This is a genomic window from Streptomyces sp. NPDC096040 (genome assembly GCF_040303265.1).
In the GTDB taxonomy this organism is placed as follows: Bacteria; Actinomycetota; Actinomycetes; order Streptomycetales; family Streptomycetaceae; genus Streptomyces.
Map to the genome: position 1 here is coordinate 243,664 of NZ_JBEOTA010000003.1, position 26,840 is coordinate 270,503.

At 70.3% G+C, this 26,840-nt stretch carries 23 protein-coding genes and 2 pseudogenes; 12 read left to right on the forward strand and 13 right to left on the reverse strand.

Features of this window, described 5'->3' with window-relative positions; genetic code table 11:
- Window positions 1–513 precede the first annotated feature (513 nt).
- The 7 genes and pseudogenes from ABTY98_RS04775 to ABTY98_RS04805 all read left to right on the forward strand — a co-directional run bounded on the left by ABTY98_RS04775 (window position 514) and on the right by ABTY98_RS04805 (window position 7,771).
- A complete protein-coding gene (locus ABTY98_RS04775) occupies window positions 514–1,257 on the forward strand; it encodes a G1 family glutamic endopeptidase (RefSeq protein ID WP_352219417.1) in 744 nt (247 codons plus the stop codon).
- Between the two features lie 71 nt (window positions 1,258–1,328).
- Window positions 1,329–1,568: pseudogene (locus tag ABTY98_RS04780) on the forward strand (hypothetical protein); the annotation flags it as partial.
- 323 nt (window positions 1,569–1,891) lie between these two features.
- Window positions 1,892–2,458, forward strand: coding sequence for a YceI family protein (locus ABTY98_RS04785; RefSeq protein ID WP_352219418.1), 567 nt, complete (start codon window positions 1,892–1,894; stop codon window positions 2,456–2,458).
- 247 nt (window positions 2,459–2,705) lie between these two features.
- The gene (gene rlmN / locus ABTY98_RS04790; protein ID WP_352219419.1) at window positions 2,706–3,812 is read left to right on the forward strand and encodes a dual-specificity RNA methyltransferase RlmN; all 1,107 of its coding nucleotides are present in this window, start codon (window positions 2,706–2,708) and stop codon (window positions 3,810–3,812) included.
- A gap of 226 nt (window positions 3,813–4,038) precedes the next feature.
- Window positions 4,039–5,109 carry a thiamine ABC transporter substrate-binding protein gene (locus ABTY98_RS04795; protein ID WP_352219420.1) on the forward strand — a complete coding sequence of 357 codons (1,071 nt, stop codon included), beginning with the start codon at window positions 4,039–4,041 and terminating at the stop codon, window positions 5,107–5,109.
- A 41-nt stretch (window positions 5,110–5,150) separates the two neighbouring features.
- Entirely contained in the window at window positions 5,151–6,749 is a 1,599-nt protein-coding gene (locus ABTY98_RS04800) for an ABC transporter permease (RefSeq protein ID WP_352219562.1), read from the forward strand.
- Complete coding sequence (locus tag ABTY98_RS04805; protein WP_352219421.1) at window positions 6,749–7,771, forward strand: ABC transporter ATP-binding protein; 1,023 nt, start codon at window positions 6,749–6,751, stop codon at window positions 7,769–7,771. The genes ABTY98_RS04800 and ABTY98_RS04805 overlap by 1 nt, the downstream gene beginning before the upstream one ends.
- Window positions 7,772–7,848: 77 nt before the next feature.
- Here ABTY98_RS04805 and ABTY98_RS04810 read toward each other — a convergent pair whose 3' ends face one another.
- The 7 genes from ABTY98_RS04810 to ABTY98_RS04840 all read right to left on the reverse strand — a co-directional run bounded on the left by ABTY98_RS04810 (window position 7,849) and on the right by ABTY98_RS04840 (window position 14,555).
- Entirely contained in the window at window positions 7,849–8,538 is a 690-nt protein-coding gene (locus tag ABTY98_RS04810) for an LAETG motif-containing sortase-dependent surface protein (protein WP_352219422.1), read from the reverse strand.
- A gap of 159 nt (window positions 8,539–8,697) precedes the next feature.
- Window positions 8,698–9,837, reverse strand: a complete 1,140-nt coding sequence (locus ABTY98_RS04815; RefSeq protein WP_352219423.1) for an LOG family protein — start codon at window positions 9,835–9,837, stop codon at window positions 8,698–8,700.
- 45 nt (window positions 9,838–9,882) lie between these two features.
- Window positions 9,883–10,290, reverse strand: coding sequence for a VOC family protein (locus ABTY98_RS04820; RefSeq protein ID WP_352219424.1), 408 nt, complete (start codon window positions 10,288–10,290; stop codon window positions 9,883–9,885).
- Between the two features lie 107 nt (window positions 10,291–10,397).
- Complete coding sequence (locus tag ABTY98_RS04825) at window positions 10,398–11,744, reverse strand: hypothetical protein (protein ID WP_352219425.1); 1,347 nt, start codon at window positions 11,742–11,744, stop codon at window positions 10,398–10,400.
- On the reverse strand, window positions 11,726–12,466 hold the full coding sequence (locus tag ABTY98_RS04830) for an ABC transporter ATP-binding protein (protein WP_352219426.1): 741 nt from the start codon (window positions 12,464–12,466) through the stop codon (window positions 11,726–11,728). The genes ABTY98_RS04825 and ABTY98_RS04830 overlap by 19 nt, the downstream gene beginning before the upstream one ends.
- 200 nt (window positions 12,467–12,666) lie before the next feature.
- Window positions 12,667–14,049 carry an aspartate aminotransferase family protein gene (locus tag ABTY98_RS04835; protein ID WP_352219427.1) on the reverse strand — a complete coding sequence of 461 codons (1,383 nt, stop codon included), beginning with the start codon at window positions 14,047–14,049 and terminating at the stop codon, window positions 12,667–12,669.
- On the reverse strand, window positions 14,034–14,555 hold the full coding sequence (locus ABTY98_RS04840) for an Lrp/AsnC family transcriptional regulator (protein ID WP_352219428.1): 522 nt from the start codon (window positions 14,553–14,555) through the stop codon (window positions 14,034–14,036). The genes ABTY98_RS04835 and ABTY98_RS04840 overlap by 16 nt, the downstream gene beginning before the upstream one ends.
- A 164-nt stretch (window positions 14,556–14,719) precedes the next feature.
- Between ABTY98_RS04840 and ABTY98_RS04845 the strand changes: the two genes are divergently transcribed.
- From ABTY98_RS04845 to ABTY98_RS04860, 4 genes are all read left to right on the forward strand, one after another.
- Complete coding sequence (locus ABTY98_RS04845; RefSeq protein WP_352219429.1) at window positions 14,720–16,159, forward strand: gamma-aminobutyraldehyde dehydrogenase; 1,440 nt, start codon at window positions 14,720–14,722, stop codon at window positions 16,157–16,159.
- A gap of 194 nt (window positions 16,160–16,353) precedes the next feature.
- Complete coding sequence (locus tag ABTY98_RS04850) at window positions 16,354–17,547, forward strand: polyamine ABC transporter substrate-binding protein (RefSeq protein ID WP_352219430.1); 1,194 nt, start codon at window positions 16,354–16,356, stop codon at window positions 17,545–17,547.
- A 56-nt stretch (window positions 17,548–17,603) separates the two neighbouring features.
- Window positions 17,604–18,308 (forward strand): helix-turn-helix transcriptional regulator, encoded by a 705-nt coding sequence (locus tag ABTY98_RS04855; protein ID WP_352219431.1) that lies wholly within the window; start codon window positions 17,604–17,606, stop codon window positions 18,306–18,308.
- Between the two features lie 31 nt (window positions 18,309–18,339).
- Window positions 18,340–18,834: a DUF3291 domain-containing protein gene (locus ABTY98_RS04860; RefSeq protein ID WP_352219432.1), complete on the forward strand. Its 495-nt coding sequence runs from the start codon at window positions 18,340–18,342 to the stop codon at window positions 18,832–18,834.
- Between the two features lie 5 nt (window positions 18,835–18,839).
- On the opposite strand, the pseudogene ABTY98_RS04865 reads toward ABTY98_RS04860, so the two are convergent.
- The 5 genes and pseudogenes from ABTY98_RS04865 to ABTY98_RS04885 all read right to left on the reverse strand — a co-directional run bounded on the left by ABTY98_RS04865 (window position 18,840) and on the right by ABTY98_RS04885 (window position 24,434).
- Window positions 18,840–19,696 (reverse strand): annotated as a pseudogene (locus ABTY98_RS04865) (SDR family NAD(P)-dependent oxidoreductase).
- A gap of 62 nt (window positions 19,697–19,758) precedes the next feature.
- Window positions 19,759–20,685 carry a LysR family transcriptional regulator gene (locus tag ABTY98_RS04870; RefSeq protein ID WP_352219433.1) on the reverse strand — a complete coding sequence of 309 codons (927 nt, stop codon included), beginning with the start codon at window positions 20,683–20,685 and terminating at the stop codon, window positions 19,759–19,761.
- A gap of 110 nt (window positions 20,686–20,795) precedes the next feature.
- Window positions 20,796–22,499, reverse strand: a complete 1,704-nt coding sequence (locus tag ABTY98_RS04875) for an NAD-dependent malic enzyme (protein WP_352219434.1) — start codon at window positions 22,497–22,499, stop codon at window positions 20,796–20,798.
- Window positions 22,500–22,865: 366 nt separating this feature from the next.
- On the reverse strand, window positions 22,866–23,567 hold the full coding sequence (locus ABTY98_RS04880; RefSeq protein ID WP_352219563.1) for a LuxR C-terminal-related transcriptional regulator: 702 nt from the start codon (window positions 23,565–23,567) through the stop codon (window positions 22,866–22,868).
- A 189-nt stretch (window positions 23,568–23,756) separates the two neighbouring features.
- Window positions 23,757–24,434 carry a serine hydrolase domain-containing protein gene (locus ABTY98_RS04885; RefSeq protein ID WP_502994150.1) on the reverse strand — a complete coding sequence of 226 codons (678 nt, stop codon included), beginning with the start codon at window positions 24,432–24,434 and terminating at the stop codon, window positions 23,757–23,759.
- A 36-nt stretch (window positions 24,435–24,470) separates the two neighbouring features.
- Here ABTY98_RS04885 and ABTY98_RS04890 point away from each other — a divergent pair, with 36 nt between their 5' ends.
- Window positions 24,471–26,153: an RNA polymerase sigma factor gene (locus ABTY98_RS04890; protein WP_352219435.1), complete on the forward strand. Its 1,683-nt coding sequence runs from the start codon at window positions 24,471–24,473 to the stop codon at window positions 26,151–26,153.
- On the opposite strand, the gene ABTY98_RS04895 is transcribed toward ABTY98_RS04890, so the two are convergent.
- Window positions 26,135–26,830 (reverse strand): glycerophosphodiester phosphodiesterase, encoded by a 696-nt coding sequence (locus ABTY98_RS04895; protein WP_352219436.1) that lies wholly within the window; start codon window positions 26,828–26,830, stop codon window positions 26,135–26,137. The two genes, ABTY98_RS04890 and ABTY98_RS04895, sit on opposite strands and share 19 nt — an antisense overlap.
- Between the last annotated feature and the right edge of the window lie 10 nt (window positions 26,831–26,840).

Consider the following 26,840-nt stretch of genomic DNA (forward strand, 5'->3'; position numbering starts at 1 on the left):
GTGTTGAAACGGTACTAACTCTCTTAAAACGCCCCCTGACTCTCCGGCAACAATGTGACGAAGCGACGTGGTGACGACCATCACAAAACACTTGCCATCGCTACCAGTGGGATGAAATATCCGAGCAAGTCGTCGCCGGGCCGGAGCCCACGACGCCGCACGACACCGCCCGTCGAATGCCGACAGCGTCACCGGTCCTGTGGGCGAACGGCTACGGGCGCGTGACGGGCCAAGTGGCTCGTCGGCAACTCGCCGCCCCTGCGGCGTGTTGGTGTCACATAGGTCGGCAGCACGACGTCTTCCGGACGGCACTGCCACCACCAGTCCCCGTAGACCGTCCGCACGGACGGTCCCCTCTCACCCGACTTCAGTTCCACACTCGCAAGGAGACCGGTCATCGTTATGCGAATAGGCAGCGCAGGCACCACACGGCGCACCCCGGCCGCATTCGCGGCAGCAGGGCTGGTTCTCGCCGCGACAGCTCTTTCCCCGGTAGCCTCCGCAGCCACCGCGATGCCGACTGTGCGGTTCGACCCCACGGCCCAGCACCAGTCAGGCGACTCGAACTGGGGCGGCTACGTGACCCAGGGCAGTTTCACCAGAATCACCGGCTCGTGGACCGAGCCGCATGTCGTCTGCCGTTCTAACAACGACAGGTTCGCCCCCTGGGTCGGGCTGGACGGCTGGGGCTCACGCACGGTGGAGCAGACTGGGGTGCAGACCGACTGCTCCAGCGGTTCCCCGGTGAGGACCGCTTGGTACGAGATTTATCCGGCCGCACCGACGTACTGGCAGGATCCGGTCTCCGAGGGGGACAGCATGACCGCGTCGGTCACCTCCGATGGCGCGGGGGGCTACTCGCTGGCCCTGACCGACAACACCAAGGGCTGGACCAAGCACGTCAAAAAGACGCTTCAAGCAGAAAATGTCAGCGCGGAGGCGGTCATCGAGTCGCCCAACCACGCCTATCCGGAACTCGATAGCGTGCGTTTCACCCAAGTCGCCGTGGACGGAGGGTCAATGGATGCCATGGCGCCGCAGGCTCTGACAAGTGGCGGCTATACGCCGGGGCCGCTGCACAACGGCTCGTTCACCATACAGCCGGGCAACCCGTACCCACAGCCGGGCAACCCCTACCCACAGCCGGGCAACCCGTACCCACAGCTGGGCAACCCGTACCCACAGCCGGGCAACCCGTACCCACAGCCGGGCAACCCGTACCCACAGCCGGGCAACCTGTACCCACCTCGGTACTGACCTTGCCCAACCCGCTCTCACCTGAGGATGTTCATCTACCGAACGCGGTCGGCGCCGTGGACTCCGACGCGTACACGGGGGAGTGGGCGCGTACGGCAGGTTACCGGGCGATGCAATTCACGGCGGCCGTGGAAACGAATGTCCGTGCGGTGAAGCTGCACCGGTCGCTCGGCTTCGAGGTACTGGGCACACTGCCGAAGGGCTTCCGGCACTGGCTGGTGCGACGGCACGGAGCGGTCGCGTTGCCCGAGCCCCGGAGAGCCAGCTCGTCTTCTAGTAGTCCTGGTCGGCGAGCAGGAGCCCGATGGTGAACCTCGCTGAACCGTGACTACTGACAGCCCGATCGCAGTGTGTTAGTCGACCTACAGCCCCCGGCAAATACCGCTCGCCCTCGGTATCGCGCCAAGCCGAGCCCAAGCCCCCGCGGACGACCTCAACGGACGTGGGTGACATCCACGGCTGACATCAACGCCGGGGAACACCAGCGGTCCAGGACAGCCAGACGCTGCCGTGCCCTCCTGCCGTGAAGCGCCTCCAAGCGACACGTGATCGAACTCCTAAAGCGGTGGTCAGCCCCTGTTCCAGCCGTTGACGGTTGATGTCGTGGCCGACTGGCCGAGCGTAGGGTGGAATCATGGCCCTAGCAGCAGGCGAGTACGCGATTGGCAAGCATGTCGGTCGGTTGCTGGTGCGCACCGCTCGCCAGGGCGTGGCCGCAAGGGTTGGGCATGACCTGGTCATCGAGGCCACCGAGTGGGAAGGCCACGTCACCGTGCCGGCGGACCTCGCGACCCAGCCGACGGTGGTGTCGGTACGCGTGGACCTGGGCGCGCTGAAGGTCCTGGAAGGCACGGGCGGGGTCAAGCCGCTCAGCGACGGGGACAGGGAACAGATCCAGCAGGCGATGCACAAGCTGCTGCGTGTCGATCAGCACCGATATGCGACCTTCACCTCCACAGGCGTGGAGATCCACGACGGCAGAGCAACCGTTGAGGGAGATCTGACTCTGGTTGGGCAGACCCGTCTGTTCCGCTTGGATGTGCGACAGCGAGACGACGGCAGCGTCAAGGGTGCCGGGAGCGTGGTGCAGTCCCAATGGGGCATCAAGCCATACTCGGGCTTCTTCGGCGCCCTCAAACTTCGCGACGCCGTCGGCATTGAGGTCACCACCGGTCTTCAGGAGATCGACGCACCAGGCTGACGGCAGCGACGGCAGTCCTGACGGCAACGACGGTGTACGAGGGCGAACCCATGCGACCGCCAGCAGAATCGGTCACAGTCGCCCAGGCCCAGTCCGAGGGGCGTGCCCGCATCTTCTAAGCGCCGGGCCTGGGCCGTCCCTGGGCCGTGCGAGGCCGACCAACGCTGACAGTCAGCACCCATGGGTGACCACCCCCACCCCGCTCTGGCCTGGGGCCCCGGAGATGATCTGCGACACTGGACGTGTTATGCCTGCACCCGGAGAACTCACTTTCGTCGCCCCGCGCGGAGCCAAGAAGCCGCCGCGGCATCTCGCCGATCTCACGCCCGCCGAGCGCAAGGACGCGGTGGCCGAGATCGGTGAGAAGCCCTTCCGTGCCAAGCAGCTCTCGCAGCACTACTTCGCGCGGTACGCGCACGACCCGGAGCAGTGGACGGACATTCCGGCCGGCTCCCGGGACCGGCTGCGCGACGCGCTGTTCCCCGAGCTGATGACCGTCGTACGGCATCTGTCGACGGACGCGGGCACCACCCGCAAGACGCTGTGGCGGCTGTTCGACGGCACGCTCGTCGAGTCCGTGCTGATGCGCTACCCGGACCGGGTGACCATGTGCATCAGCTCGCAGGCGGGGTGCGGGATGAACTGCCCGTTCTGCGCGACCGGGCAGGCTGGGCTGGACCGGAATCTGTCCAGCGCCGAGATCGTCCACCAGATCGTGGACGGGATGCGGGCGCTCAGGGACGGGGAGGTCCCCGGCGGCCCCGCCCGGCTCTCCAACATCGTCTTCATGGGCATGGGCGAGCCGCTCGCCAACTACAAGCGGGTCGTCACCGCCATCCGTGCCCTCACCGACCCCGCCCCGGACGGGCTCGGACTCTCGCAGCGCGGGATCACCGTGTCGACGGTCGGGCTTGTGCCGGCCATTCACCGGTTCGCCGACGAAGGGTTCAAGTGCCGGCTCGCGATCTCCCTGCACGCCCCCGACGACGAGCTGCGTGACACCCTCGTCCCCGTGAACACGCGGTGGAAGGTGCGCGAGGTGCTGGACGCCGGGTTCGAGTACGTCGAGAAGAGCGGGCGCCGGCTGTCCATCGAGTACGCCCTCATCCGGGACATCAACGACCAGGCCTGGCGGGGCGACCGGCTCGGACGCCTGCTCAAGGGCAAGCCGGTGCACGTCAACCTCATCCCGCTGAACCCGACGCCGGGGTCCAAGTGGACGGCGTCACGGCCCGAGGACGAGAAGGCGTTCGTCGAGGCGATCGCCGCGCATGGTGTGCCCGTCACCGTCCGGGACACCCGTGGGCAGGAGATCGACGGTGCCTGTGGTCAGCTCGCGGCCACCGAGCGGTAATCTGAGGGCCGTACAACCACGTCTCCATGCACTCACATCTTCATATTCCGACAGGGGAGCGCCACAGCGCTGAGAGTGCGGCAACCGGGCCGCAGACCCTCTGAACCTCGCCCAGGTCATTCTGGGTAGGAAGTTCGGTCATCACTCAAGCTGTTGCGCCCTGCCCGGATTGTTCCACCGGGTGGGGCCGCGTCTCTTCCTGGCCAACCCCAGGAGGAAAACACCAGTGCACACCAAGACCTTCTTGGCCGCGGCCGTCGGGCTCGGTCTCGTCACGCTCTCCGCGTGCGGGTCGTCCTCGGGCGGTACGGCGGACTCCAAGACCGTCACCCTGGTCAGCCACGACTCATGGGCCGTCTCCAAGAGCGTGCTCCAGGACTTCGAGAAGCAGTCCGGCTACAAGGTGAACGTCCTCAAGGACGGCGACGCCGGCCAGGCCGTCAACAAGGCGATCCTGACCAAGGACAACCCGCAGGGCGACGTCTTCTTCGGCGTCGACAACACGCTGCTCTCCCGCGCCCTCGACAACGGTCTCTTCCAGCCGTACCAGGCCAAGGGCCTCGACCAGGTCGGCAAGGACTATCAGCTCGACGCGGGCAAGCACCGGGTCACGCCCATCGACTACGGCGACATCTGCGTCAACTACGACAAGGCCTACTTCAGCAAGCACAAGCTGGCCCCGCCCACGTCGTACGCCGACCTCGTCAAGCCGCAGTACAAGAACCTCCTCGTCACCGAGAACGCGTCCACCTCCTCCCCGGGGCTCGGCTTCCTCCTCGGCTCTGCCGCGCAGTACGGCGACAGCGGCTGGCAGGGTTACTGGAAGAAGCTCAAGGACAACGGCGTCAAGGTCGTCGACGGCTGGGAGCAGGCCTACAACGAGGAGTTCTCCGGTTCGGCAGGCGGAAAGAAGGCAGGTGGCGACCGGCCACTCGTCGTGTCGTACGCCTCCTCGCCGCCCGCCGAGGTCATCTACGCCGACCCGAAGCCCAGCACCGCGCCCACCGGAGTCGCGACCGGCACCTGCTTCCGGCAGATCGAGTTCGCCGGGCTGCTGAGCAACGCCGGGAACACCAAGGGCGGCAAGGCACTCATCGACTTCCTGGTCTCCAAGGAGTTCCAGGAGGACATGCCGTTGAACATGTTCGTGTATCCGGTGGTCAAGGGAGCGAGCGTGCCCGCCGAGTTCACCGAGTACGGTCCCGCCGCCAAGGACCCCGAGACCATGGCGCCCGACAAGATCGCCGCCGACCGTGACCAGTGGGTCAAGTCGTGGACGTCACTCGTACTGAAGTGACGGCCTCGGGCCGGCGCGCGAGCGCGACGCGGCTCGGGCTGATGCTCGGGCCCGTCGCGTTCTTCGCCGTCTTCTTCGCCTGGCCGGTCGCGGCGATCGTCACGCGCGGGCTGAAGGTCGACGGCGTGTGGCAGTTCGGGCGGATCGCCGACGTCGTCGGCCAGTCCGACATCCGGCACGTCCTGTGGTTCACCACCTGGCAGGCGCTCGCCTCCACCGCGCTCACCCTTCTCGCCGCGCTGCCCGCCGCCTATGTCTTCGCCCGCCTGGACTTCCCGGGCAAGCAGGTGCTGCGGGCCGTGGTCACCGTGCCGTTCGTCCTGCCGACGGTCGTCGTGGGGACCGCCTTCCTCGCCCTCGTCGGGCGCGGCGGGCTGCTGGACGAGCTGTGGGGCGTACGACTGGACACCACCGTCTGGGCCATCCTGCTCGCGCATGTCTTCTTCAACTACGCGGTCGTCGTACGGACCGTGGGCGGCCTGTGGTCCCAACTGGACCCGCGGCAGGAGGAGGCGGCGCGGATGCTGGGCGTCTCGCCGCTGGGCGCCTGGCGGAAGGTGACCCTGCCCGCGCTGGCGCCCGCCGTGGCCGCCGCCGCGCTGATGGTCTTCCTGTTCACCTTCACCTCCTTCGGTGTGGTGCAGATCCTCGGCGGGCCGACCTTCTCCACCCTCGAAGTGGAGATCTACCGGCAGACCTCGGAGATCTTCGACCTCTCCACGGCCGCCGTCCTCACGATCGTGCAGTTCGTCGCGGTCGGCGCGATCCTCGCGGTGCACGCGTGGACGGTACGGCGGCGGGAGAGCGCGCTGCGCCTTGTGGACCCGTCGGTGACGGCACGCCGGCCGCGCGGAGCCGGGCAGTGGGCGCTCCTCGCCGGTGTCCTCGCCACCGTCGCCGTACTCCTCGTGCTGCCGCTGGCCGTGCTGGTACGGCGGTCGCTCGACGGGGGATTCGGCTACTACCGGGCGCTGGGCGACGCCGACGGGGGCACCTTCCTGGTCGCGCCCATCCAGTCGGTGGTCAATTCGCTGCAGTACGCCGTCGCCGCCACCGCCATCGCCGTGGTGATCGGCGGGCTCGCCGCCGCCGCGCTGGCCCGGCGGGACGCGGGGCGGCTGGTACGGGGCTTCGACGCGCTGCTGATGCTGCCGCTCGGGGTGTCCGCGGTGACCGTCGGCTTCGGGTTCCTGATCGCGCTCGACAAGCCGCCGCTGGATCTGCGGCAGTCCTGGATCCTGGTGCCGCTCGCGCAGGCGCTGGTCGGGGTGCCGTTCGTCGTGCGGACCATGCTGCCCGTGCTGCGTGCCGTGGACGAACGGCTGCGGGAGGCGGCGGCCGTGCTCGGGGCCTCGCCGTGGCGGGTGTGGCGGGAGGTCGATCTGCCGATGGTGCGGCGGGCGTTGCTGGTCGCGGCGGGGTTCGCCTTCGCGGTGTCGCTGGGGGAGTTCGGGGCGACCGTGTTCATCGCGCGGCCCGACAATCCGACCCTGCCGGTCGCGGTGGCCCGGCTGCTCAGCCGCCCCGGCGATCTCAACTACGGCCAGGCGATGGCCCTTTCGACGATTCTGATGGTGGTGTGCGCGGTGGCTCTGCTGGTGCTTGAGCGGCTGCGGACCGACCGGACGGGGGAGTTCTGATGCCGCTTCTCGCACTCGAGCAGGCCACGGTGCGGTTCGGCGGGCGGGCCGTGCTCGACGCCGTGGACCTCCAGGTCGCCGAGCACGAGGTGGTGTGTGTGCTCGGGCCCAGCGGGAGCGGCAAGTCGACGCTGCTGCGGGTGGTGGCAGGGCTGCAACCGCCGGACTCGGGGCGGGTGTTGCTCGACGGGCAGGACCAGGCGCGGGTGCCGGCCCATCAGCGGGGGGTCGGGCTGATGTTCCAGGACCATCAGCTGTTCCCGCAGCGGGACGTGGGCGGGAACGTGGCCTTCGGGCTCCGGATGCGCGGCGCCGGCAAGGGACAACAGGCCGAGCGAGTCGGTGAGTTGCTGGATCTGGTCGGGCTGCCGGGGGCGGCTCGGCGGGCGGTGGCCGGGCTCTCCGGCGGTGAGCAGCAGCGGGTGGCGCTCGCGCGGGCGCTGGCGCCCCGGCCCCGGCTGCTGATGCTCGACGAACCGCTGGGACAGCTCGACCGCTCGCTGCGGGAGCGGCTGGTGGTCGAACTGCGGGAGCTGTTCGGGCGGTTGGGTACGACCGTGCTCGCGGTCACCCACGACCAGGGCGAGGCCTTCGCGCTGGCCGACCGGGTGGTGGTGATGCGGGACGGCCGGATCGCCCAGTCCGGCACGCCCCTCGGTGTCTGGCAGCGGCCGGCCGACGAGTTCGTGGCGCGTTTCCTCGGCTTCGGCAACGTGGTCCCGGCGACCGTCGAGGGCTCGGCCGCGGTGACGCCGTGGGGAAAGCTGCCGGTGCCCGAGAACGCGCCTCAGGGGGCGCGCACGCTGCTGGTGCGGCCCGCGGGAGTACGGCTCGTGGCAGCCGACGCGGGGCTGCCCTGCACGGTGACCGCCCGCACCTTCCAGGGCACCCATGTCACCGTCCACCTCCAGCCCCAGGACGGCCCGCGCCTGGAGGCGGCCTGCGCGCTGCGGGAGGCGCCGGACGCCGGGGACACGGTGGGCGTCGAGTTCGACGCCGCGGAGACCGTCGTACTGGACTGACCTCCCTGCCGGTACGGCCGAGGCCCGCCCCCCGGGGATACGGGGACGGGCCTCGACGGTGTACGAAGGCAGGTGCGTCAGCTTCCGCTGTTCGCCCCACGACGGCGCATGCCGAACCAGACGGCGCCGCCACCGACCACGACCAGCGCGGCCGCGACGCCGGCGATCAGACCGGTGTTGGAGTTGGCACCGGTCTCGGCGAGGTTCGACTCACCGACCGCCGGGGACGGGGCGTTGCTCGACGTGCCCGCCGGGGCGGTGCTGCTGCTCTCCGAGGCCGACGGGGTCGGGGAGTCGGACTCCGACGGCGACGGGGTGGCCGACTCCGACGGGGACGGGCTGGCGCTCTCCTCGGACTTGCACGCGGTCGACGGGGTCGTCAGGTTGGGCGTGATGTCCTTGTCGATCTTGATCGTGGCGGTGTCGACGACCACGCGGACCCGGTACTCCGCGTTCGGCTTCCAGTCCTCGGAGAAGGTGACCGTGGTGCCCTCCCTGGAGCCCTTGACGGTCTTGGCCGCGCCGACCTGCCTCGCGTCGGCGCTGTTGTTCTCGAGGAAGACGGTGATGGTGGCCGAAGTACCCGAAGCGTCGATGTCCTTGACGTTGATGACACCGTTGGCGCCGTCGCAGGTGGCTTCGGCGGAGAAGTCGGAGATGTTGCACGCGAGGGCGGTGCCGGAGACGCCAAGCGCCAGCGCGGCCGACGCAGCGGCAACTCCCAGGATGCGCACGGAACGACGTGCACTGCGGCGGGATATGGACACGTTTGTCCTTACTGAGTGCATAACTGCGGGGGGATTGCGGGGGAGTTGACGCAACGCGAGGTGAGGCATCAGCAACCCCAAGAGGCTCACAGGTCTATAAGCGCTCCGTAAGTAGTGTCAATGCATATGCCGTCCATCAGCGTTGACTTTGCCTGCTTATTAAGCGCTGAGACGTTTCAGCGCTTGTGAAGCTTGCTCGATCCGGTCAACCAGGGCGATACGGGACGCCATCGAGCGCTCCCCGGCAAGCGAGGTCAGCAGCTGCCAGGCCGGCAGCTTCTCGGTCCAGTGCGCCTCGTTCACGAGCACCATCGGGGTCGGCTCGCCCCGCGACTCGTAGTAGTTGGGTGTCGCGTTGTCGAAGATCTCCTGTACGGTCCCGGCGGCGCCCGGCAGGAACACCACACCCGCGTTGGACCGGGCCAGCAGGCCGTCCTCGCGGGTGGCGTTGGCGAAGTACTTGGCGATGTGCGCGGCGAAGGCGTTCGGCGGCTCGTGGCCGTAGAACCAGGTGGGGATGCCGACCGAGGGTCCGCCGTTCGGCCAGCGTTCGCGGACCTCGAAGGCGGCCCGCGCCCAGTCGGTGACCGACGGCCGGAACGACGGCGCCTTGGCGAGGAGGTGCAGGGCCTCCTCCAGCATCCCGTCGTCGAAGGGCGCCGCGTACGCGCCCAGGTTCGCCGCCTCCATCGCGCCCGGGCCGCCTCCGGTCGCCACCGTGAAGCCGGCGCGCGTGAGCTCCCGGCCGAGCCGGGCGGCACCGGCGTACTCCTCCGTACCGCGCGCCATCGCGTGCCCACCCATGACGCCCACCACCCGGGCGCCGGCGAGGAGTTCGTCGAGCGCGTCGGAGACCGCGTCGTCGTGGATGGAGCGGAGCATCGAGGCGAATATGTCGCCGTCCGCCTTGGTCTGCTGGAACCAGGCGTACGAACGGGCGTCCGGAGTCGCCTCGTAACCCGCGCCGAGCCCGTCGAACAGTTCGTCGGGCGTGTAGACGAAGGCGCGGTAGGGGTCGAAGGGCAGGTTCGGGACGGGCGGGAACACCAGGGCGCCCGAGGCGCGGACCCGGGCGGCGGCCTCGGCCGACATCGGGCAGCCGAGGAAGACGGCGCCGGTGGTGTCGGTGGTGAGCAGGACGTCCGTACGGTTCGTCAGGTCGACGGCCTGCACGCGGTACTGGGCGAGCGTGCCGTGCTCGGCGACCACCTCGTCGAACTCGGCGAGGGACTCGACCTCACGGTCGCGGGCGGCACGGTGGGGCCGCGTGGGCTGCGGCTGGGCGGGTGTCGGATGCACCCGCCCATGCTGGCACAGCTGTTCGCCCAGGAGGGTCCGGGGCGTTCAGCCCTGGACCGCCGCCGGGTCCATCCACATGACCTCCCAGGAGTGGCCGTCGAGGTCGTCGAAGGAACGGCCGTACATGAAGCCCTGGTCCTGGGCGTCCGGGTTGGCGGTGCCGCCGGCCGCGACCGCCTTCTCCACCAGCTCGTCGACCTTCTCGCGGCTCTCCGCGCTCAGACAGATCAGCACCTCGCTGGTCTTCGTCGAGTCGGCGATCTCCTTCTTCGTGAAGTCGGCGTAGCGCTGCTTGCTGAGGAGCATCGCGATGATCGTGTCGCTGATCACGACGCAGGAGCAGTCGTCGGTGCTGAACTGCGGGTTGATCGAGTAGCCGAGTTCCGTGAAGAACTTGCGCGAGGCGGCGACGTCGTTGGTGGCCAGGTTCACGAAGATCATCTGCTGGTACATGGGGGTCTCTCCCTCGGGTTGGGTGCCGTTCGGAGGGATAGACCGGGGGGCGGTGCGAAAGTCATCGGTGGGTTCGCATCCTTGTGCCGCGGCTTTCGTACGGCGTCTCAGCGGGCCAGCGGCAGGGCGGCGAGGTCGGCGACCAGCAGGGTGAGGGGGACGAAGAGGGCCAGCACGGCGGCGGTGCGCAGGGCGGCGGCGCTGCGCAGCATCGTGGCCGGGGCGCCCAGGCGCAGCAGGGCCTCGGTGGTGTCGGCGCGGGCCTGGCGGGCCTCCACGGCCGCGGTCAGGAGCGTGGCCAGCGTGCAGCCGGCGACCACGACGCCGCCGAGGGTGGTGAGCGGCCCGAAGGCGAGGGTGTCGCCGTCGTCGTAGAGCGTGACGGACGCGAAGGCCGCCGACGCCACCGCGCAGACCACGCCGAGGGGACGGCCGATACGGGTGGCCTCCGCCATCAGGATGCGGCCGGCCAGGAGGCGGAGGGCGCCGGGGCGGGCGGTCTGGAGGAGGCGGCCGCAGAGGTGGGTGAGACCGGGGGCGGCGAGGACCAGGCCGAGGGCGGTGAGGGACCAGCCGGCGAGGACCCCGACGGGGCCTACGGCCAGGCCGCCTGGGAGGGTGGTCCGGGGGGTCGCTTCGGTGGTGTCGGCGTAGGACTCCACGGCGAGGCCCGCGGCGAGGACGGCGATGCCCCAGGGGAGGCCGGTGGGGGATTTGGTGACCCTGATCAGCTCGGGAGCGTCCGCCGGGGTGGGGAGGGGAGCTTCGCTTTCCGGCGCTTGCGGGGTGTCTTCCCCAGAGGGCCTGGCCGAGGGAGCTGCCTCGGCACGGCTGAAGAGGCGGGCGCCGAAGCGGCCGTACGTTCCGAAGGTCTCCCGGTTCGTCTTCGTGTCGTAGGCCCCGAAACGGCCGTACACGCGCGCCCGGCCCGTCGGGCTGGGCAGGTCCCTGGGGCGGAGGGTCACCGCCACCGCCGTGGACGCGAGCACCGGGAGCACGGCCAGGAGGGTCAGGGCCGCCGGGACGGGCAGGGACCTGTTCGCCGCCAGGAAGTCCTTCGCCGCGCCGTCGAAGGGCATGCCCGTGAGGTCGCCGCGCAGGTGGAGGAAGACCAAGAGGGCAAGGAGCGAGCCCAGGGTGCAGGCCAGGGCCGTGTTCAGGGCGGCGATGGCCATCAGGCGGGCCGGGCCCAGGCCCAGGGCGGACAGGCCCGGGCGTGGCTTGGTGCCGGGGTCGGTGCGGGCCACCGCGATCGCGAGGTACACCGTGGCGGCGAGCGGGATCGCACACCACGACAGGCGCAGCAGCGCGGCCGTCGAGTGGGTCGGGTGGGCCATCGCGTAGCCGAGGGCGGACAGCAGCAGGAAGCCCGTTCCGGCGGCCGCCGTGGCCACCAGGAGGCGGCGCAGGTGGACGGCCGGGTGGGCGACGCGGGTCAGACGGAGAGCGAGCACTCGGCCCGGCCTTCCGCTTCGGGGACCGGCGGCAGATTGACCGTGTTCACCCGGCGGCCGTCCAGCAGCGAGACCCTGCGGTCGGCGAGGGCCGCCGTCTCCGCGTCGTGCGTGGCGAGGACGACCGTGATGCCGTGCGAGCGGGCCGCCGTGGTGAGGGTGCGCAGCACATGGGCGCGGTCGGCGCGGTGCAGCGGTGCCGTCGGCTCGTCCGCGAAGAGGACCGTGGGGGAGGGGGCGAGGGCACGGGCGATACAGACACGCTGGCGTTCGGCCTGCTGGAGTTCTCTCGGGTGGCTGCGGGCCCTTTCGCCGACGTCGAGGCGCTCCAGCCACTCCAGCGCGGCCACCTTGGCCCGGCGGCGGCCGGTGCCGCGCAGCATCAGGGGCAGGGCGGTGTTCTCCCAGACGTTCAGCTCGGGGACCAGCGCCGGGGCCGGGTCGATCCAGCAGAAGCGGTCGCGGCGGAGCCGTTCGCGGGTGAGCGGGCCCATCCGGTGCACGGCCGTGCTGTTGAACCAGACCTCGCCGCGCTCCGCCGGGACCAGACCGGACAGACACCTCAGCAGTGTGGTCTTGCCACTGCCGCGCGGCCCGGTGACGGCGAGGATCTCGCCCTCCCGCACGCCGAGCGAGACACCGGCGATACCGGGCGAGCCGTCCTGGTGGCAGAAGTGCAGGGCACGTGCCCACAGCACGTCGTTGTCCGGCGGGGCCTCCATGGGCGTACACCTCGGTTCTGATCCGTTTTCCCGCGTTCGTCCCCCGTCCGGGGGAACGAAGGCTGGGCCGATCGGTCACGTGCACGCTAGGCAGGTCGGGGGCCGAGCCCGGACAGCACACGGCCCCGGGCCGTCGTTCTCACTCGAACGGACGGCACCGGGGCCGGTGTTGATCATGCAGGAGGATCATCCAAGGATGATCAGAGCTTCGTCCACGCCTCCGTCAGCGTGGCGCGCAGGATCTGCTCGATCTCGTCGAAGGTCTCCTGGTTGGAGATCAGCGGCGGGGCGAGCTGGACGACCGGGTCGCCACGGTCGTCGGCACGGCAGTACAGGCCGTTGTCGAACAGCGCCTTGGAGAGGAAGCCGTACAGGACGCGCTCGGTCTCCTCGTCGTTGAAGGACTCCTTGGTGGCCTTGTCCTTCACCAGCTCGATGCCGTAGAAGAAGCCGTTGCCGCGGACGTCGCCGACGATCGGCAGGTCGTGCAGCTTCTGCAGGGTCTGCAGGAAGGCGCCCTCGTTGTCCAGCACGTGCTGGTTGATGCCCTCGCGCTCGAACAGGTCGAGGTTGGCCACGCCCACCGCTGCGGAGACCGGGTGGCCGCCGAAGGTGTAGCCGTGCAGGAAGGTGTTGTCGCCCTTGTAGAACGGCTCGGCGAGCTTGTCGGAGATGATGCAGGCGCCGATCGGGGAGTAGCCCGAGGTCATGCCCTTGGCGCAGGTGATCATGTCCGGGACGTAGCCGAACTTGTCACAGGCGAACATCGTGCCCAGGCGGCCGAAGGCGCAGATGACCTCGTCGGACACGAGCAGCACGTCGTACTGGTCGCAGATCTCGCGGACGCGCTGGAAGTAGCCGGGCGGCGGCGGGAAGCAGCCACCGGCGTTCTGCACCGGCTCCAGGAACACGGCCGCGACCGTCTCGGGGCCCTCGAAGAGGATCTGCTGCTCGATCTGGTCGGCGGCCCAGCGGCCGAAGGCCTCCGGGTCGTCGCCGAAGAGCGGGGCGCGGTAGATGTTGGTGTTCGGCACCTTGTGCGCGCCCGGGACGAGCGGCTCGAAGGGCGCCTTCAGGGCCGGCAGGCCGGTGATGGACAGGGCGCCCTGCGGGGTGCCGTGGTAGGCGACCGCGCGGGAGATGACCTTGTACTTGGTCGGCTTGCCCTGGAGTTTGAAGTACTGCTTGGCGAGCTTCCAGGCGGTCTCCACGGCCTCGCCGCCGCCGGTGGTGAAGAAGACCTTGTTCAGGTCGCCGGGGGCGTAGTCGGCCAGGCGCTCCGCCAGCTCGACGGCCTTCGGGTGGGCGTACGACCACACCGGGAAGAACGCCAGCTCCTGGGCCTGCTTGAAGGCGGTCTCGGCGAGTTCCGTGCGGCCGTGACCGGCCTGGACCACGAACAGACCCGCCAGACCGTCGAGGTAGCGCTTGCCCTTGTCGTCGTAGATGTAGGTGCCCTCACCCCGGACGATGGTCGGGACGGGGGAGTTCTCGTACGAGGACATGCGGGTGAAGTGCATCCACAGGTGGTCGTACGCGGTGCGGCTGAGGTCCTTCTGGGTCACGGTTATCGGGTTCCCCACATGTAGGTCTGCTTCTTCAGCTTCAGATAGACGAAGCTTTCGGTGGAGCGCACGCCGGGCAGTGCCCGGATGCGTTTGTTGATGACGTCCAGCAGGTGGTCGTCGTCCTCGCAGACGATCTCCGCGAGGATGTCGAACGAGCCCGCGGTCATCACCACGTACTCGACTTCCGACATTCCGGTCAGCGCTTCCGCGATCGACTCGACATCGCCCTCGACGTTGACGCCGACCATCGCCTGCCGGCGGAAGCCCACGGTGAGCGGGTCCGTGACGGCGACGATCTGCATCACGCCCTGGTCCAGCAGCTTCTGGACGCGCTGGCGCACGGCCGCCTCCGACAGGCCGACGGCCTTGCCGATCGCGGCGTACGGCCGGCGGCCGTCCTCCTGGAGCTGCTGGATGATGGCGAGGGAGACGGCGTCCAGCTGGGGGCTGTTGCCGTTCCTGGACTCGCGGGTGGAGTCCCTCTGGTCTGCGCTTCGACTGGCCACGACCTCACTGTGCACGACGTCTCGATGGTTCCGCAAGCCCGTATCGATGAAATTCGTTGTTTGTGGGGTCGATGTTTGCGGATTTCGCAGACTTGGCTGCCGTGGGGGTCTTGAAAACGTGGGATCTCGGATTACTGTGGGTGTCTCAGTCATTGGACACCGAACTTGGAGGGCCGGCAGTGAGCACCGAGCTGCGTCGTCTGCGCAACTACATCGACGGTGAGTTCCGGGACGCCGCCGACGGACGGACCACCGAGGTGGTCAACCCCGCGACCGGCGAGGCGTACGCGACGGCGCCGCTGTCCGGGGCGGCGGACGTCGACGCCGCCATGGCGGCCGCCGCAGCGGCCTTCCCGGCGTGGCGGGACACCACGCCCGCCGAGCGCCAGAAGCACCTCCTGAAGATCGCCGACGCGTTCGAGGAGCGCGCCGAGGACCTCATCGCGGCCGAGGTGGAGAACACGGGCAAGCCCATCGGGCTCACCCGCTCCGAGGAGATCCCGCCGATGGTCGACCAGATCCGCTTCTTCGCGGGCGCGGCGCGGATGCTGGAGGGCCGGTCCGCCGGTGAGTACATGGAGGGCCTGACCTCCATCGTCCGCCGTGAGCCGGTCGGCGTCTGCGCGCAGGTCGCGCCGTGGAACTACCCGATGATGATGGCCGTATGGAAGTTCGCCCCGGCGCTGGCCGCGGGCAACACGGTCGTGCTGAAGCCGTCGGACACCACCCCGGCGTCGACCGTCCTGATGGCCGAGATCATCGGCGGGATCCTCCCCAAGGGCGTCTTCAACGTCGTCACCGGCGACCGTGACACCGGCCGGCTCATGGTCGAGCACCCGACTCCGGCGATGGCCTCCATCACCGGCTCCGTGCGCGCCGGCATGCAGGTCGCCGAGTCCGCGTCCAAGGACCTCAAGCGGGTTCACCTGGAACTGGGCGGCAAGGCGCCGGTCGTCGTCTTCGAGGACACGGACATCCCGAAGGCCGTGGAGGACATCTCCGTGGCCGGTTTCTTCAACGCCGGTCAGGACTGTACGGCCGCCACCCGAGTCCTCGTCCAGGAGTCCATCCACGACGAGTTCGTCGCCGCGCTCGCGAAGGCGGCGGCCGAGACGAAGACCGGCCAGCCGGACGACGAGGACGTGCTGTTCGGCCCCCTCAACAACCCCAACCAGCTCAAGCAGGTCTCCGGGTTCATCGAGCGGCTGCCGGCCCACGCCAAGGTCGAGACCGGTGGTCAGCGGGTCGGTGACAAGGGCTACTTCTACGCCCCGACCGTCGTCTCCGGGCTCAGGCAGGACGACGAGATCATCCAGAACGAGGTCTTCGGACCGGTCATCACCGTCCAGTCCTTCACGGACGAGGAGCAGGCGGTGGAGTGGGCCAACGGCGTCGAGTACGCGCTCGCGTCCTCGGTGTGGACCAAGGACCACGGCCGCGCGATGCGGATGTCCAAGAAGCTGGACTTCGGCTGTGTGTGGATCAACACGCACATTCCGCTGGTCGCGGAGATGCCGCACGGCGGGTTCAAGAAGTCGGGGTACGGCAAGGACCTGTCCGCGTACGGGTTCGACGACTACACGCGGATCAAGCATGTGATGACGTCGCTGGACGTCTGATTCCGGCTGCGGCCGGAACGCGCTGCCCGGGGTGTGAAGTCGCCCCGGGCAGCGCCCTTTTGTCAGGCCCCCGCCGGTGACCGGGGACGTAACCCGGTGTGGACCGGGGCCATTGACAAGGTGTCCGGTCCGGGACGGGGGGCTCGACGCAGCGTCGATTGTCCGATCACCGGCATCGGCGGCATGCTTCCAGGGTGCCCCAGAATCCTTCTCGAACGTCCGCGCTGTCCCGTCGTTCCCTGCTGCGCGCGCTCGGCGGCACCGCCGCGCTCGGCGCCCTGGCCGGCTGCGGGGTGCCCGCCGCCTACGTCAGGGCCGGCGACCGATCCGTGACCGACCTGTCCGCCCAGGACCACAGGCTGGTCTTCGCGAACTGGCCGCTGTACATCGACGTCGACGACGACAACCCGAACAAGCGGCCCACCCTCGACGCCTTCGAGAAGCGCACCGGGATCTCCGTCGACTACATCGAGGAGATCAACGACAACGACGAGTTCTTCGGCAAGATCAGCCCGGCGCTGATGAACCACCAGTCCACCGGCCGGGACCTGATCGTCATCAGCGACTGGATGTGCGCACGGTTCGTCCGGCTGGGCTGGGTGCAGAAGATGGACCGCGCCCGGCAGCCGAACGTGGCGAAGTACCTGGACCCGCTGCTCCGCTCGCCCGCCTTCGACCCGGGCCGCCTGTACACGGTGCCGTGGCAGTCGGGCATCACCGGCATCGCGTACGACCGCAGGAAGCTGGGCCGCGAGATCCGGCACGTCAAGGACCTGTGGGCGAGCGACCTCAAGGGCCGGGTCACCCTCCTCTCCGGCCTCGACGAGGCGTTCGCGCTGCTGATGCAGGGCAACGGCGTGGACATCACCAAGTGGACGGCCGACGACTTCTACGACGTCTGCGACGAGGTGGAGAAGCAGGTCGCCCGGGGCCAGATCCGCCGCTTCACCGGCAACGACTACACCAAGGACCTGGTCAGCGGCGATGTCCTGGCCTGCCAGGCGTACTCCGGCGACGTCATCCAGCTCCAGGCCGACAACCCCGACATCCGCTTCGTCGTCCCGGAGGAGGGCGCTGAGCTGTGGTCGGACTCCTTGATGATCCCGGACCGCGCCGCCCACAAGACCAACGCCGAACGCCTCGTCGACTACTACTACGAGCCGGAGGTGGCCGCCGAACTGGCGGCCTGGGTCAACTACGTCTGCCCCGTCCCGGCGGCCCAGCAGGTCCTCGCCGCCTCCAAGGACAAGGACACCGCGGCCCTCGCCGAGAACCCCCTGATCTTCCCGAACACGGCGATGCGCAGGCGCCTCGCCATCGCCCGTGACATCACGTCGAGCGAGCGCGTGGACTTCGCGAAGCGGTGGAACAGGATCGTGGGGTTGTAGGGGCGCGGGACGGCCCGTCTTCTATCTCCAACCTGTGTTGTTCCTAGAATGGCCGGGTGAACGACATCGACGCGATCGCGGCGCTGCAGGATCCCGTGCGACGCCGACTGTACGAGTACGTGGCGGCGCAGGGCCGCGAGGTCGGGCGTAACGAGGCCGCCGAGGCGACCGGGGTGGCGCGTACGCTCGCCGCGCACCATCTGGACCGGCTGGCCGAGGCCGGGCTGCTCGACACCGGCAGCCGTCGCCTGACAGGCCGTTCGGGGCCGGGCGCCGGCCGTCCCGCCAAGGTGTACATGCGGGCGCGGGCGGAGCGGGCGGTGTCGCTGCCCGCCCGTGACTACCGCACGGCCGCCGAACTGCTCGCCGAGGCCGCCGAACAGGCCGGTCTTGACGCCGGACTCTGCGCGGCCGCCCGCCGCCGCGGCGAGGCCCTGCGCGGCTCGGCGGCACCCTGCGGCGGCCTCGAAGAGGCCATGGAGATGCTGGCCGCGCGCGGCTACGAGCCACACCTGGAGGAGGCGGGAGGTGCGGGAGTCGACCGGGGCGCCGAGGGCGCGGGTGAAGAGGCGGTCCTCGTCCGCATGCGCAACTGCCCCTTCCATGCCGTCGCCGAACGCTTCCCGCCGCTCGTCTGTGGCATGAACCTCGCGCTGCTGGAAGGGCTGCTCGGCACGAGCGGACCTGTCCGGGCCCGCATGGATGCCCGGCCCGGGCAGTGCTGTGTGGTGCTCGAAAGTTCTAAAAACAACGGCGATTGACATAGAAGTGGGGGCGTGCTGATATGTCGTCATGACCGCATCCGCGTATGCCGCTCACCTCGCCCAGCTCAATGTCGCCACGCTCCGCCACCCCCTCGACGACCCGCGCATCGCGCCGTTCGTCGAGATGCTCGACTCGGTCAACACCGCTGCCGACGGCGCGCCCGGTTTCGTGTGGCGGCTCGTGGCGGAGGGCGCGGCCGACGCCACCGCCCTGCGCCCGGCGGGTGAGCACGTCATCGTCAACCTGACGGTGTGGGAGACCCAGGAGGCGCTGTGGGGCTTCACCTACCGCAGTGAGCACCTGGAGGTGATGCGGCGGCGGCGCGAGTGGTTCGAGCGGCACATCGAGGCGCACCTGGTGCTCTGGTGGGTCCCCGCCGGTCATCTCCCGACCGTCGACGAGGCCCTGGAACGGCTGGCGGACCTGCGCGCGCACGGGCCGTCCGCGCGCGCCTTCACCTTCGCCTCCTCCTGCTCCGCCGCCGAGGCCGCCGACCACCTCCAGGCCGTGACGAGGAAGTAGCTGCATCAGGCGGGGAGTTCGGCCGGGTAGGCCTGCTCGAAGTCGGCCGAGCGGCTCACCGGCTCCCACGCGGCGGTCTCCTCCAGCCGGCCGCGCGAGTAGGCCTGCGCCATCTGGACGGCACCGACGCCGAGGAGCAGGCGTGTGGGCGGGTTCGGCGCCTTGACGACCCGGACCAGGATCTCGCCGGCGCGCCCGGGGTCGCCGGCGGCGGAGACGGAGCCGCCGAGCAGGCGGACCATCTCCCCGACGGTGGGGTCGTACTCCGGGGTGACCTCGGGGATCCGCATCGCGGGGCCCGCCCAGTCGGTGGCGAAGCCGTTGGGTTCCACGACGAGGCAGCGGATGCCGAAGGGCGCGGTCTCGGCGGCGAGGACACGGGTGAAGCCGTCGACGGCGAACTTGGCGGCCTGGTACGAGCCGAGGCCGGGGGTGCCGCCGACGCGGCCGCCGATGGAGGAGAACTGCACGATGGTGCCGCCGCCTTGGGCCCTGAGGGCCGGAAGCGCGGCGGTGGAGACGTTGTAGACGCCCCAGAAGTTGGCGTCGAACTGGCGGCGGAAGTCGTCCTCGGGGGTCGTCTCCACGGCGGCGAGGCTGGCGTATCCGGCGTTGTTGACCACGACGTCGACCCGGCCGAAGCGGTGGACGGCGGCCCGGAGACCGGTCACGGCTGGTGCCGGTCGGTGACGTCGAGCGCGGCGGGCAGCAGCCGGTCGCCGTACTTCTCGGCGAGGTCGTCGAGCTGCTCGGGCCTGCGGGCGGTGGCGACCACGTTGTCGCCGGCCTCCAGGGCAGCGATCGCGAGGTTGCGGCCGAAGCCGCGGGACGAGCCGGTGATGAACCAGGTGTGCGTACTCACACCTACAGCGCAACACGGTTGCGTTATTAGTGCAACCCTGTTGTGTTACGTCGGTGTGGTGCTCAGGTGTGCCGCAGGGGCGCCCCTCCCGCCCCGGCCGTCGTGTTCAGGGCGTGGTCGACGAAGCGCCGGGCGGCCGGGGGCAGGGTGCGGGAGGCCAGACAGGCGACGCCGATGTCCCGGGCGGCCCGGACGTCGGTGAGCCTGAGGTAGCGGATGGGAAGGTCCGGGTTGGCCTCCGGAGCCGCGGTGGCGTCCGGTGCGGCCGGGATCAGGGAGACGCCGAGACCGGACGCGACCAGCCCGCGCAGGGTCTCCACCTCCTCGCCCTCGAAGCCGACGAGGGGGCTGAACCCGGCCTGGCGGCACAGGGTCTCGGTGACGCTGCGCAGGCCGTAGCCGGGCTTGAGCACGATGAACTGCTCGTCGGCCACCTCGGCCAGCCGCACCCGCCGGCGCTGCGCGAGCCGGTGCCGGGCGGGGACGGCCAGCCAGAGGGGCTCGACCAGGAGCCGTCGCCAGGTGATCAGCGGATGGCCGGGGTCCTTGCCGGTGATGATCAGGTCCGCTGTGGAGTCCAGGAGGTGCTGGGTGAGCCCGTTCTCGTCCGCCTGGTGCAGTTCGAACCGGACGGCGGCGAAGCGCTGCCGGAAACCGGTGACCAGTTTCGGTACGAGCCAGGTGCCCAGGGTGTGCAGAAAGGCCAGCGAGACCACGCCCGTGTCGGGGTCGACGACCTCGGCCACGGCCCGCCGCCCCCGGTCGTAACTGTCCAGCAGGGTGTCGACGTACTCCTTGAACACCCGCCCGGCCGGGGTGAGTTGCAGGACCCTTCCGACCCGCTGGAACAGTTCGGCGCCGATCTCGCTCTCCAGCCGGTTCAGGGCCCGGGAGAGGGCGGGCTGGGTGATGTGCGCGGCGGCCGCGGCCTCGGTGACGGTCACGCCCTCGGCCACGGCCTGGAAGGAGCGCAGTACCTGGAGATCCATGCTCCCATTCTCCCGCCGCATCGGACAGGACGTATTCAGGTCCTGGAGGCATGACGGGGAGTGTCGGGCGTGAATCCCGGAGCTCAGACGACTCGGGCGGCCCAGACGCCTCAGACGGCCTTGATCGGTGGATACACCGGCTGCCACATCGCGGCCCTGACCCGGTCCTCGATGGACTCGTCCACCGTCGCGCCGGCCACCCCGTCGGCGGCCGCGGCACGGGCAACGGCGACGGCCACGGCCACCGATGTCTCGCGCAGCTGGTCGGTGAGGGGCAGGATCGGCGCGCCGGGGCCGGTGGCGTCGGTCTGGCCGGCGACGGCGTGCGCGGAGGCGGCCAGCATGCCGTCGGTGACCCGGGTGGCCCGGGCGACGATCGCGCCGAGACCGAGGCCCGGGAAGACCAGCGCGTTGTTGGCCTGCCCGATCGCGTACCGGACCCCGTCCTGCTCGACCGGGGGGAACGGGCTGCCGGTGGCGATCAGGGCGCGGCCGTCCGTCCAGGCCAGCAGGTCGGCCGGGACCGCCTCGGCCAGGTCCGTCGGGTTGGACATCGGCAGGATGATCGGACGGTCGGCGTGGGCGGCCATCGTACGGACGATGTCCTCGGTGAAGGAGCCGCCCTGGCCTGAGGTGCCGATCAGGACCGTCGGCCGCACCCGCTCGACGACCTCGGCCAGCGTGATGCCGCCCACCTTCTCGTCCCGGCGCCAGTCGGCGACCTCGGCGGCCGGCCGGGCGTAGCGGACCTGGAAGTCACGCAGGCCCTCCTGGCCCTCGACGAGCAGGCCGTAGCGGTCCACGCCGAAGATGCGGGCGGTGGCCTCCTCGACGGTCAGCCCGTCGGCGACCATGGCGTCCCGCAGTTGGTCGGCGATGCCGACGCCGGCGGTGCCCGCGCCGAAGATCACCGCACGGTGGTCGCGCAGCGCGATCCCGCTGGCCTTCACCCCGGACAGTACGGCGGCGAGGTTGACGGCGCCGGTGCCCTGGACGTCGTCGTTGAAGGTGAACTCGTGGGGGCGGTAACGGTCCAGGATGCGACGGGCGTTGGCGGGGCCGAAGTCCTCCCAGTGCAGCAGGGCGTTCGGGAAGAGCCTGCGGGCGGTGGTGACATAGGCGTCGATGAAGGCGTCGTACGTCTCCCGGTCCGCCCGCGGGTGCCGGTTGCCGAGGTAGAGCGGGCTCTCCAGGAGTTCCTGACGGTTGGTGCCGACGTCCAGCATGACCGCCAGGGTGCGGTTCGGGTCGATGCCGGCGGCCGCGGTGTAGACGGCGAGCTTGCCCACCGAGATGTCGATGCCGCCCACACCCCAGTCGCCGATGCCGAGGATCGCCTCGCCGTCGGTGGCGACGATCAGGTCGACGTCGTCGGGGCCCAGGCCGGTGGCCATGAGCGCGCCCTCGATCTCCTCCGGCGCGTCCACCGACAGGTACACGCCGGCCGGGCGCCGGTACTCGTAGCTGTAGCGCTGGATCGCCTTGCCGACGGTCGGGGTGTAGACGATGGGCAGCATCTCGTCGAGGTGGTCGCCGAGCAGCCGGTAGAAGAGCACCTGGTTACGGTCGTGCAGTGCGGTGAGGTTCACGTTCTTGGCAAGATCGGTCGGCTGCGCCGCGTACTGCTGGTACGCCCGCTCGGCCTGCTGCTCCAGGGTCAGCACCGCCGGGGGCACCAGGCCCACCAGGCCCAGCGACTGCCGTTCCTCCCGGGTGAAGGCGGTGCCCCGGTTGAGGCGGGGCTGGGAGAGCACGGCACGGCCACGGGCGGTCGTCTCGATACGGCCCTCGTCGGCATTCCACTGGGTGCTCATGATCGGCTCCTTGTCGTATTCGGCGGGATCCGTGATGTCTGTAAGCCTCCGCCGCCGGCACGTATACGTCCAATGCCTGGAACGGCGGCGATTCATGAGCTTGAATCATGGGTAGCCAACGACCTGCGTGCTTGCGGAGTGTGTTGGGGGGTGATGAGTGGCGGCACTGACCATTTCATTACCTGGGCGCATTTATGGAAGGCCAGTCAGGCATCGGACCTATGGTTTCCGGTCCTCCCCGCTCGCTGGGGGATTCGCCCTCGCCCTTCTGAACGGTTGGTTCCTGGCGAGCCCGCTGCCGAGGCGCTGACCGGCCAGATCCTGACCGTGGACGGCGGAAACCTCTTCACATGAGCCCCGGGATCGCTAGGCCGCCGGGCGGATGAGGCCCGACTCGTAGGCGAAGGTCACCGCCTGAACGCGGGCGCGGGCGCCGATCTTCGCGAGGACGTTGCTCACGTGGGTCTTCACGGTGGTCGGGGCGATGGACAGCCACTGTGCGATCTCGGCGTTGGACCAGCCGGAGGCCACCGCGACCAGGACATCGTGCTCGCGCCCGGTGAGGGCGCCGAGCCCCGAGGTGCGGGGGAGGGGGCGGACGGTGTGCTGCTGGCGGACGGCGTCGATGAGCGCGCGGGTCAGGCCGGGTGTGATGACGGCGTCCCCGGCGGCCACCACCCGGATGGCCGCGGTCAGTTCGGCCGGGTCGGCGTCGTCGAGCAGGAAGCCGCCGGCGCCCGCACGCAGGGCGGCCCAGGCCTCCGCCTCCTGGTCGGCGGCGGTCAGCACCAGGACCCGGGGGGCGTAGGCCTCCTCGGCGGGGAACCCCGGGGTGCGGGTCGTCCGGCGGGCGGGGCGGGTGAGGTGCCGGATGGTCTCGATGCCAGCCGCCCCGGACAGATGGCTGTCCATGAGGACGACATCGGGGCGGAGCGCGGCGCTCGCACGGATCGCCCCGTCCCCGTCCGTCGCCTCCCCGGCGACCGTCAGGCCGGGCTCGGCGGTGAGGAGCATGCGCAGGGCGAGGCGCTGGAGGGATTGGTCGTTGACGACGAGTACGGAGACCATGCCTGTCTTCTCCATGCGAGGTCCGTTCCGTGAACGAAACTGTTTCGTTCACATGCTACGCCTGGATCAGCCGCCCCGGGAGAGTGGGCCTGCTCACTCGGGCTCCGCTCACTCGGCTCCTCGATCGCGGACTCGGCGAGGAAGAGGCGACAGCCCGGCCGCACTGCGACCGGACCACCGCCCGTGCCGTCACCCCTGCTTGAGCGCGGCCAGCGCGATCCGCTCCGCCACCGGGTTCATCTCCTCGCCCTTGGCGTCGGGTCGCGTTGACCGAGTAGACGAGGGTCCGGCCCAGGTCCCGGGTCCCGGCGAGCACCGCGCTGTAGCCGTACCGGGAGCCCGACTTGAGCCAGTACACCCGCCCGTCGTACTCGAACCGCTGCAACGCCGCGCTGTAGGTGGCCCCTTTGCCACCGCCGACCGCACCACCTGCCCCGGGGTGAGGGCGTCGAAGCGGTGCGCGTACTCCGCCGCGAAGGAGTCGCCCCAGTCGTCGCCCGCCTGGATGCCGCTGGTGTGGTTCAGCAACTGGCGGACGGTGATGGGTTTGAAGGCGCGGGTGAAGAGGCCCGGAAGGTAGTGCTGGACGGGGGTGCCGAGGTCGATGCGGTGCTCCGCCGCGAGTTTCAGTACGGCCGCCGCCGTCACCACTTTCGTCGTCGAACCGGCCCGGAAGCGGGCGTCCGGGTCCGCCGCGCTGCCGCTCGCCAGGTCGTGCACGCCGGCGCTGCCGCGCCAGGCGCCGTCGGTGCCGCCCACCCTGACGAGCGCGGCGGTGGCGTCCGCGTCGGGCAGCCCGGCGATCGGCGCGAAAAAAGTGTTATCCCACGAACCCGCGCTCCGTCTCCACACTGTGATCCCCGACATTGCCAAGGTCACCGTCCCGGCTGAGAAGGTGCCGTCATGAGGACGGACGTGCATGTGTCGCGGCAGTGGCGTGCCACGATCGCGGCCGCGCAGGCGGGCGACCGGCGTGCGCTGGACGAACTGGTCGAGGGCTGGCTGCCGTTGGTCTACAACGTGGTCGGCCGCGCCCTCAACGGCCACGCGGACGTCGACGACGTCGTCCAGGAGACCATGCTGCGCGCCGTCGACCACCTCGGCACCCTCCGTGACCCGGACAGCTTCCGGTCCTGGCTGGTGGCCATCGCCATGCGGCAGATACGGGACCGGGCCCGCCGCAAACAGGAGCGGAAACTGGACGAGGGCGTCCCGGACGGCACCGCCGACTTCGCCGAACTCACCGTGCTGCGGCTCCAGCTGGAGGGCCAGCGGCGGGAGGTCGCGGAGGCGGTGCGCTGGCTGGACCCCGAGGACCGGCAGCTGGTGTCGCTGTGGTGGCTGGAGGTCTCGGGCGAACTCACCCGGCGCGAGCTGGCGGCGGCCGTCGGCATCAGCCGGCAGCACGCCGCCGTCCGCGTGCAGCGGATGAAGGAGCGGCTGGAGGTCTCGCGGGGCATCGTGCGTGCGCTGGACGGCGCCTGCCCCGAGCTGCGCGAGCTGACCGCGCGCTGGGACGGGCGACCCGACTCCGTCTGGCGCAAGCGGCTGGCCCGGCACATCCGGGGCTGCGGCTACTGCGGGGACACCCGCGACTCCGTCGTACCGGCGGAACGGCTGCTGGTCGGGATCGCGCTGGTACCGGTGCCGGTGGGCTTCACGCTGTCGCTGGCGCTCGGCGGCAAGACGGCGGCCGCGGCGACTTCGGTCGGGTGGTCGGCGAAGGTGCTGGGCGCGCTGACCAAGCCCGCGGTGGCGGTGACGGCGGGGGCGACGATCGTGGCGGGCGGCGCCTACGTCGTCGTACAGACCCCGGATCATCCTGCGCCGCACACGGCCACGGCGCCCACGGCGGCGGTCACCGGCGCGCCGACGCCGGCCCCGGCTGCCACCCCTTCGCAGTCCCCTTCGGCCTCGCCCTCCGCCTCGCCGTCACCGTCCCCGTCGGCGAGCGCCGCCGTGTACGGCTCGGTCGTCGACGCGGTCGACAAGGCGCCGGACCCGGAGACCAGGCCCGGCACGCTGCCACACCGGCCGGAGACCGGGATCACCAGCACGGGCGGGGCGCACGCCGTGCTGAACCACCGAGGGGACAACGTGACGCTGACCGGCCGGGGCTATGTCCTCGTCCGCTGGCAGATCGCTCCGCTGTCCCGGGCCGGCAGCCTCGTCATGCCGAGCTGGACCGGCCTGAAGGGCAAACTCTTCCATGTGGCATCGGGCGGCGGCCGCCGGATGGACGACCGCGTCGGCAGCACCGACGCCTCCTCCACCGGCATGGGCAGCTCGGCCACCGGCTACGCCGTACTGCCGGCCGGCACCCAGCAGATGTGGCAGAACGAGTACTTCTACGTCGACGGGAGCGTGACCTTCACGGTGAACGAGCGGGGCGCGGACTACGGGGTGAGCGTCTTCCCGTCGACCTGGGACGCGGTGGAGAAGGACGTGCTGTACGGGCCGCCGGACGGGGCCATCCGATATGGGCTGGTCCGGGACGACGGGACGGACTCGGCGCCGGTTCCGCAGTATGTGACGCGGGGGACGCCGAGCGATCCGGCGACGGTCGCTCAGCGCTCGGTCGTGTAGCGCCGGAGCGAGTCGAGCACGTCCACCCGGTTCGTGGTGATCGAGTCGACGCCCATGTCCAGGAGGCGGCGCATCGAGCGGCGGGTGTCCGGGGTCCAGCACGAGACCAGGTAGCCGCTGCGGTGGACGTGCTCGGTCAGGGGGTGGTCGAGCAGGGTGAAGCGGTAGTTGAGGTAGCGGGGGCGGATCACGTCCAGAAGCGCGGGCCGGGTGGGCGCCAGGGTCTTGCGGGTGAGGGCGATCTCCGCCGCCGCGTCCGCCGCCCGTACCGCCAGCATCGCCGCCGCGTCTCCCGTGTAGTAGACGCGGTCCGTCGCACCGCACTCCCGGGTGACGGCCACGATCCTGGCCACCGCCTGCTCGCTCGGGCCGCCGGGAAGGTCGATCATCACCCGGCTGTCCTCCGTCGCCGCGAGCGCCTCCGCGAGCGTCGGTACGCCGCCCGCCGTGAGGCCGCGCACCTCGTCCGCCGACAGCGCGCTCAGCGGGCGGTCGACGTGCCAGAGGCGGTCCAGGGTCTCGTCGTGCAGGAGGACGGGGACGCCGTCACGCGTCAGCCGTACGTCGATCTCCACCGCGTCCGCGCCGTGTTGGAGCGCGGAACGCAGGGAGGCCGACGTGTTCTCGCGGAAGCGGTAGGGGTCGCCGCGGTGGGCCACGGCGGTCACGGTCTGCATGAGGCCATGT

Excerpts from the sequence above, each read along its gene's own strand:
- ABTY98_RS04775 (WP_352219417.1), top strand. The coding sequence starts at position 514 with ATGCCGACTGTGCGGTTCGACCCCACGGCCCAGCACCAGTCAGGCGAC.
- ABTY98_RS04785 (WP_352219418.1), top strand. The coding sequence starts at position 1,892 with ATGGCCCTAGCAGCAGGCGAGTACGCGATTGGCAAGCATGTCGGTCGG.
- rlmN (WP_352219419.1), top strand. The coding sequence starts at position 2,706 with ATGCCTGCACCCGGAGAACTCACTTTCGTCGCCCCGCGCGGAGCCAAG.
- ABTY98_RS04800 (WP_352219562.1), top strand. The coding sequence starts at position 5,151 with ATGCTCGGGCCCGTCGCGTTCTTCGCCGTCTTCTTCGCCTGGCCGGTC.
- ABTY98_RS04805 (WP_352219421.1), top strand. The coding sequence starts at position 6,749 with ATGCCGCTTCTCGCACTCGAGCAGGCCACGGTGCGGTTCGGCGGGCGG.
- ABTY98_RS04820 (WP_352219424.1), bottom strand. The coding sequence starts at position 10,290 with ATGTACCAGCAGATGATCTTCGTGAACCTGGCCACCAACGACGTCGCC.
- ABTY98_RS04830 (WP_352219426.1), bottom strand. The coding sequence starts at position 12,466 with ATGGAGGCCCCGCCGGACAACGACGTGCTGTGGGCACGTGCCCTGCAC.
- ABTY98_RS04860 (WP_352219432.1), top strand. The coding sequence starts at position 18,340 with ATGACCGCATCCGCGTATGCCGCTCACCTCGCCCAGCTCAATGTCGCC.
- ABTY98_RS04870 (WP_352219433.1), bottom strand. The coding sequence starts at position 20,685 with ATGGATCTCCAGGTACTGCGCTCCTTCCAGGCCGTGGCCGAGGGCGTG.
- ABTY98_RS04875 (WP_352219434.1), bottom strand. The coding sequence starts at position 22,499 with ATGAGCACCCAGTGGAATGCCGACGAGGGCCGTATCGAGACGACCGCC.
- ABTY98_RS04880 (WP_352219563.1), bottom strand. The coding sequence starts at position 23,567 with ATGGTCTCCGTACTCGTCGTCAACGACCAATCCCTCCAGCGCCTCGCC.
- ABTY98_RS04885 (WP_502994150.1), bottom strand. The coding sequence starts at position 24,434 with ATGTCGGGGATCACAGTGTGGAGACGGAGCGCGGGTTCGTGGGATAAC.
- ABTY98_RS04890 (WP_352219435.1), top strand. The coding sequence starts at position 24,471 with ATGAGGACGGACGTGCATGTGTCGCGGCAGTGGCGTGCCACGATCGCG.
- ABTY98_RS04895 (WP_352219436.1), bottom strand. The coding sequence starts at position 26,830 with ATGCAGACCGTGACCGCCGTGGCCCACCGCGGCGACCCCTACCGCTTC.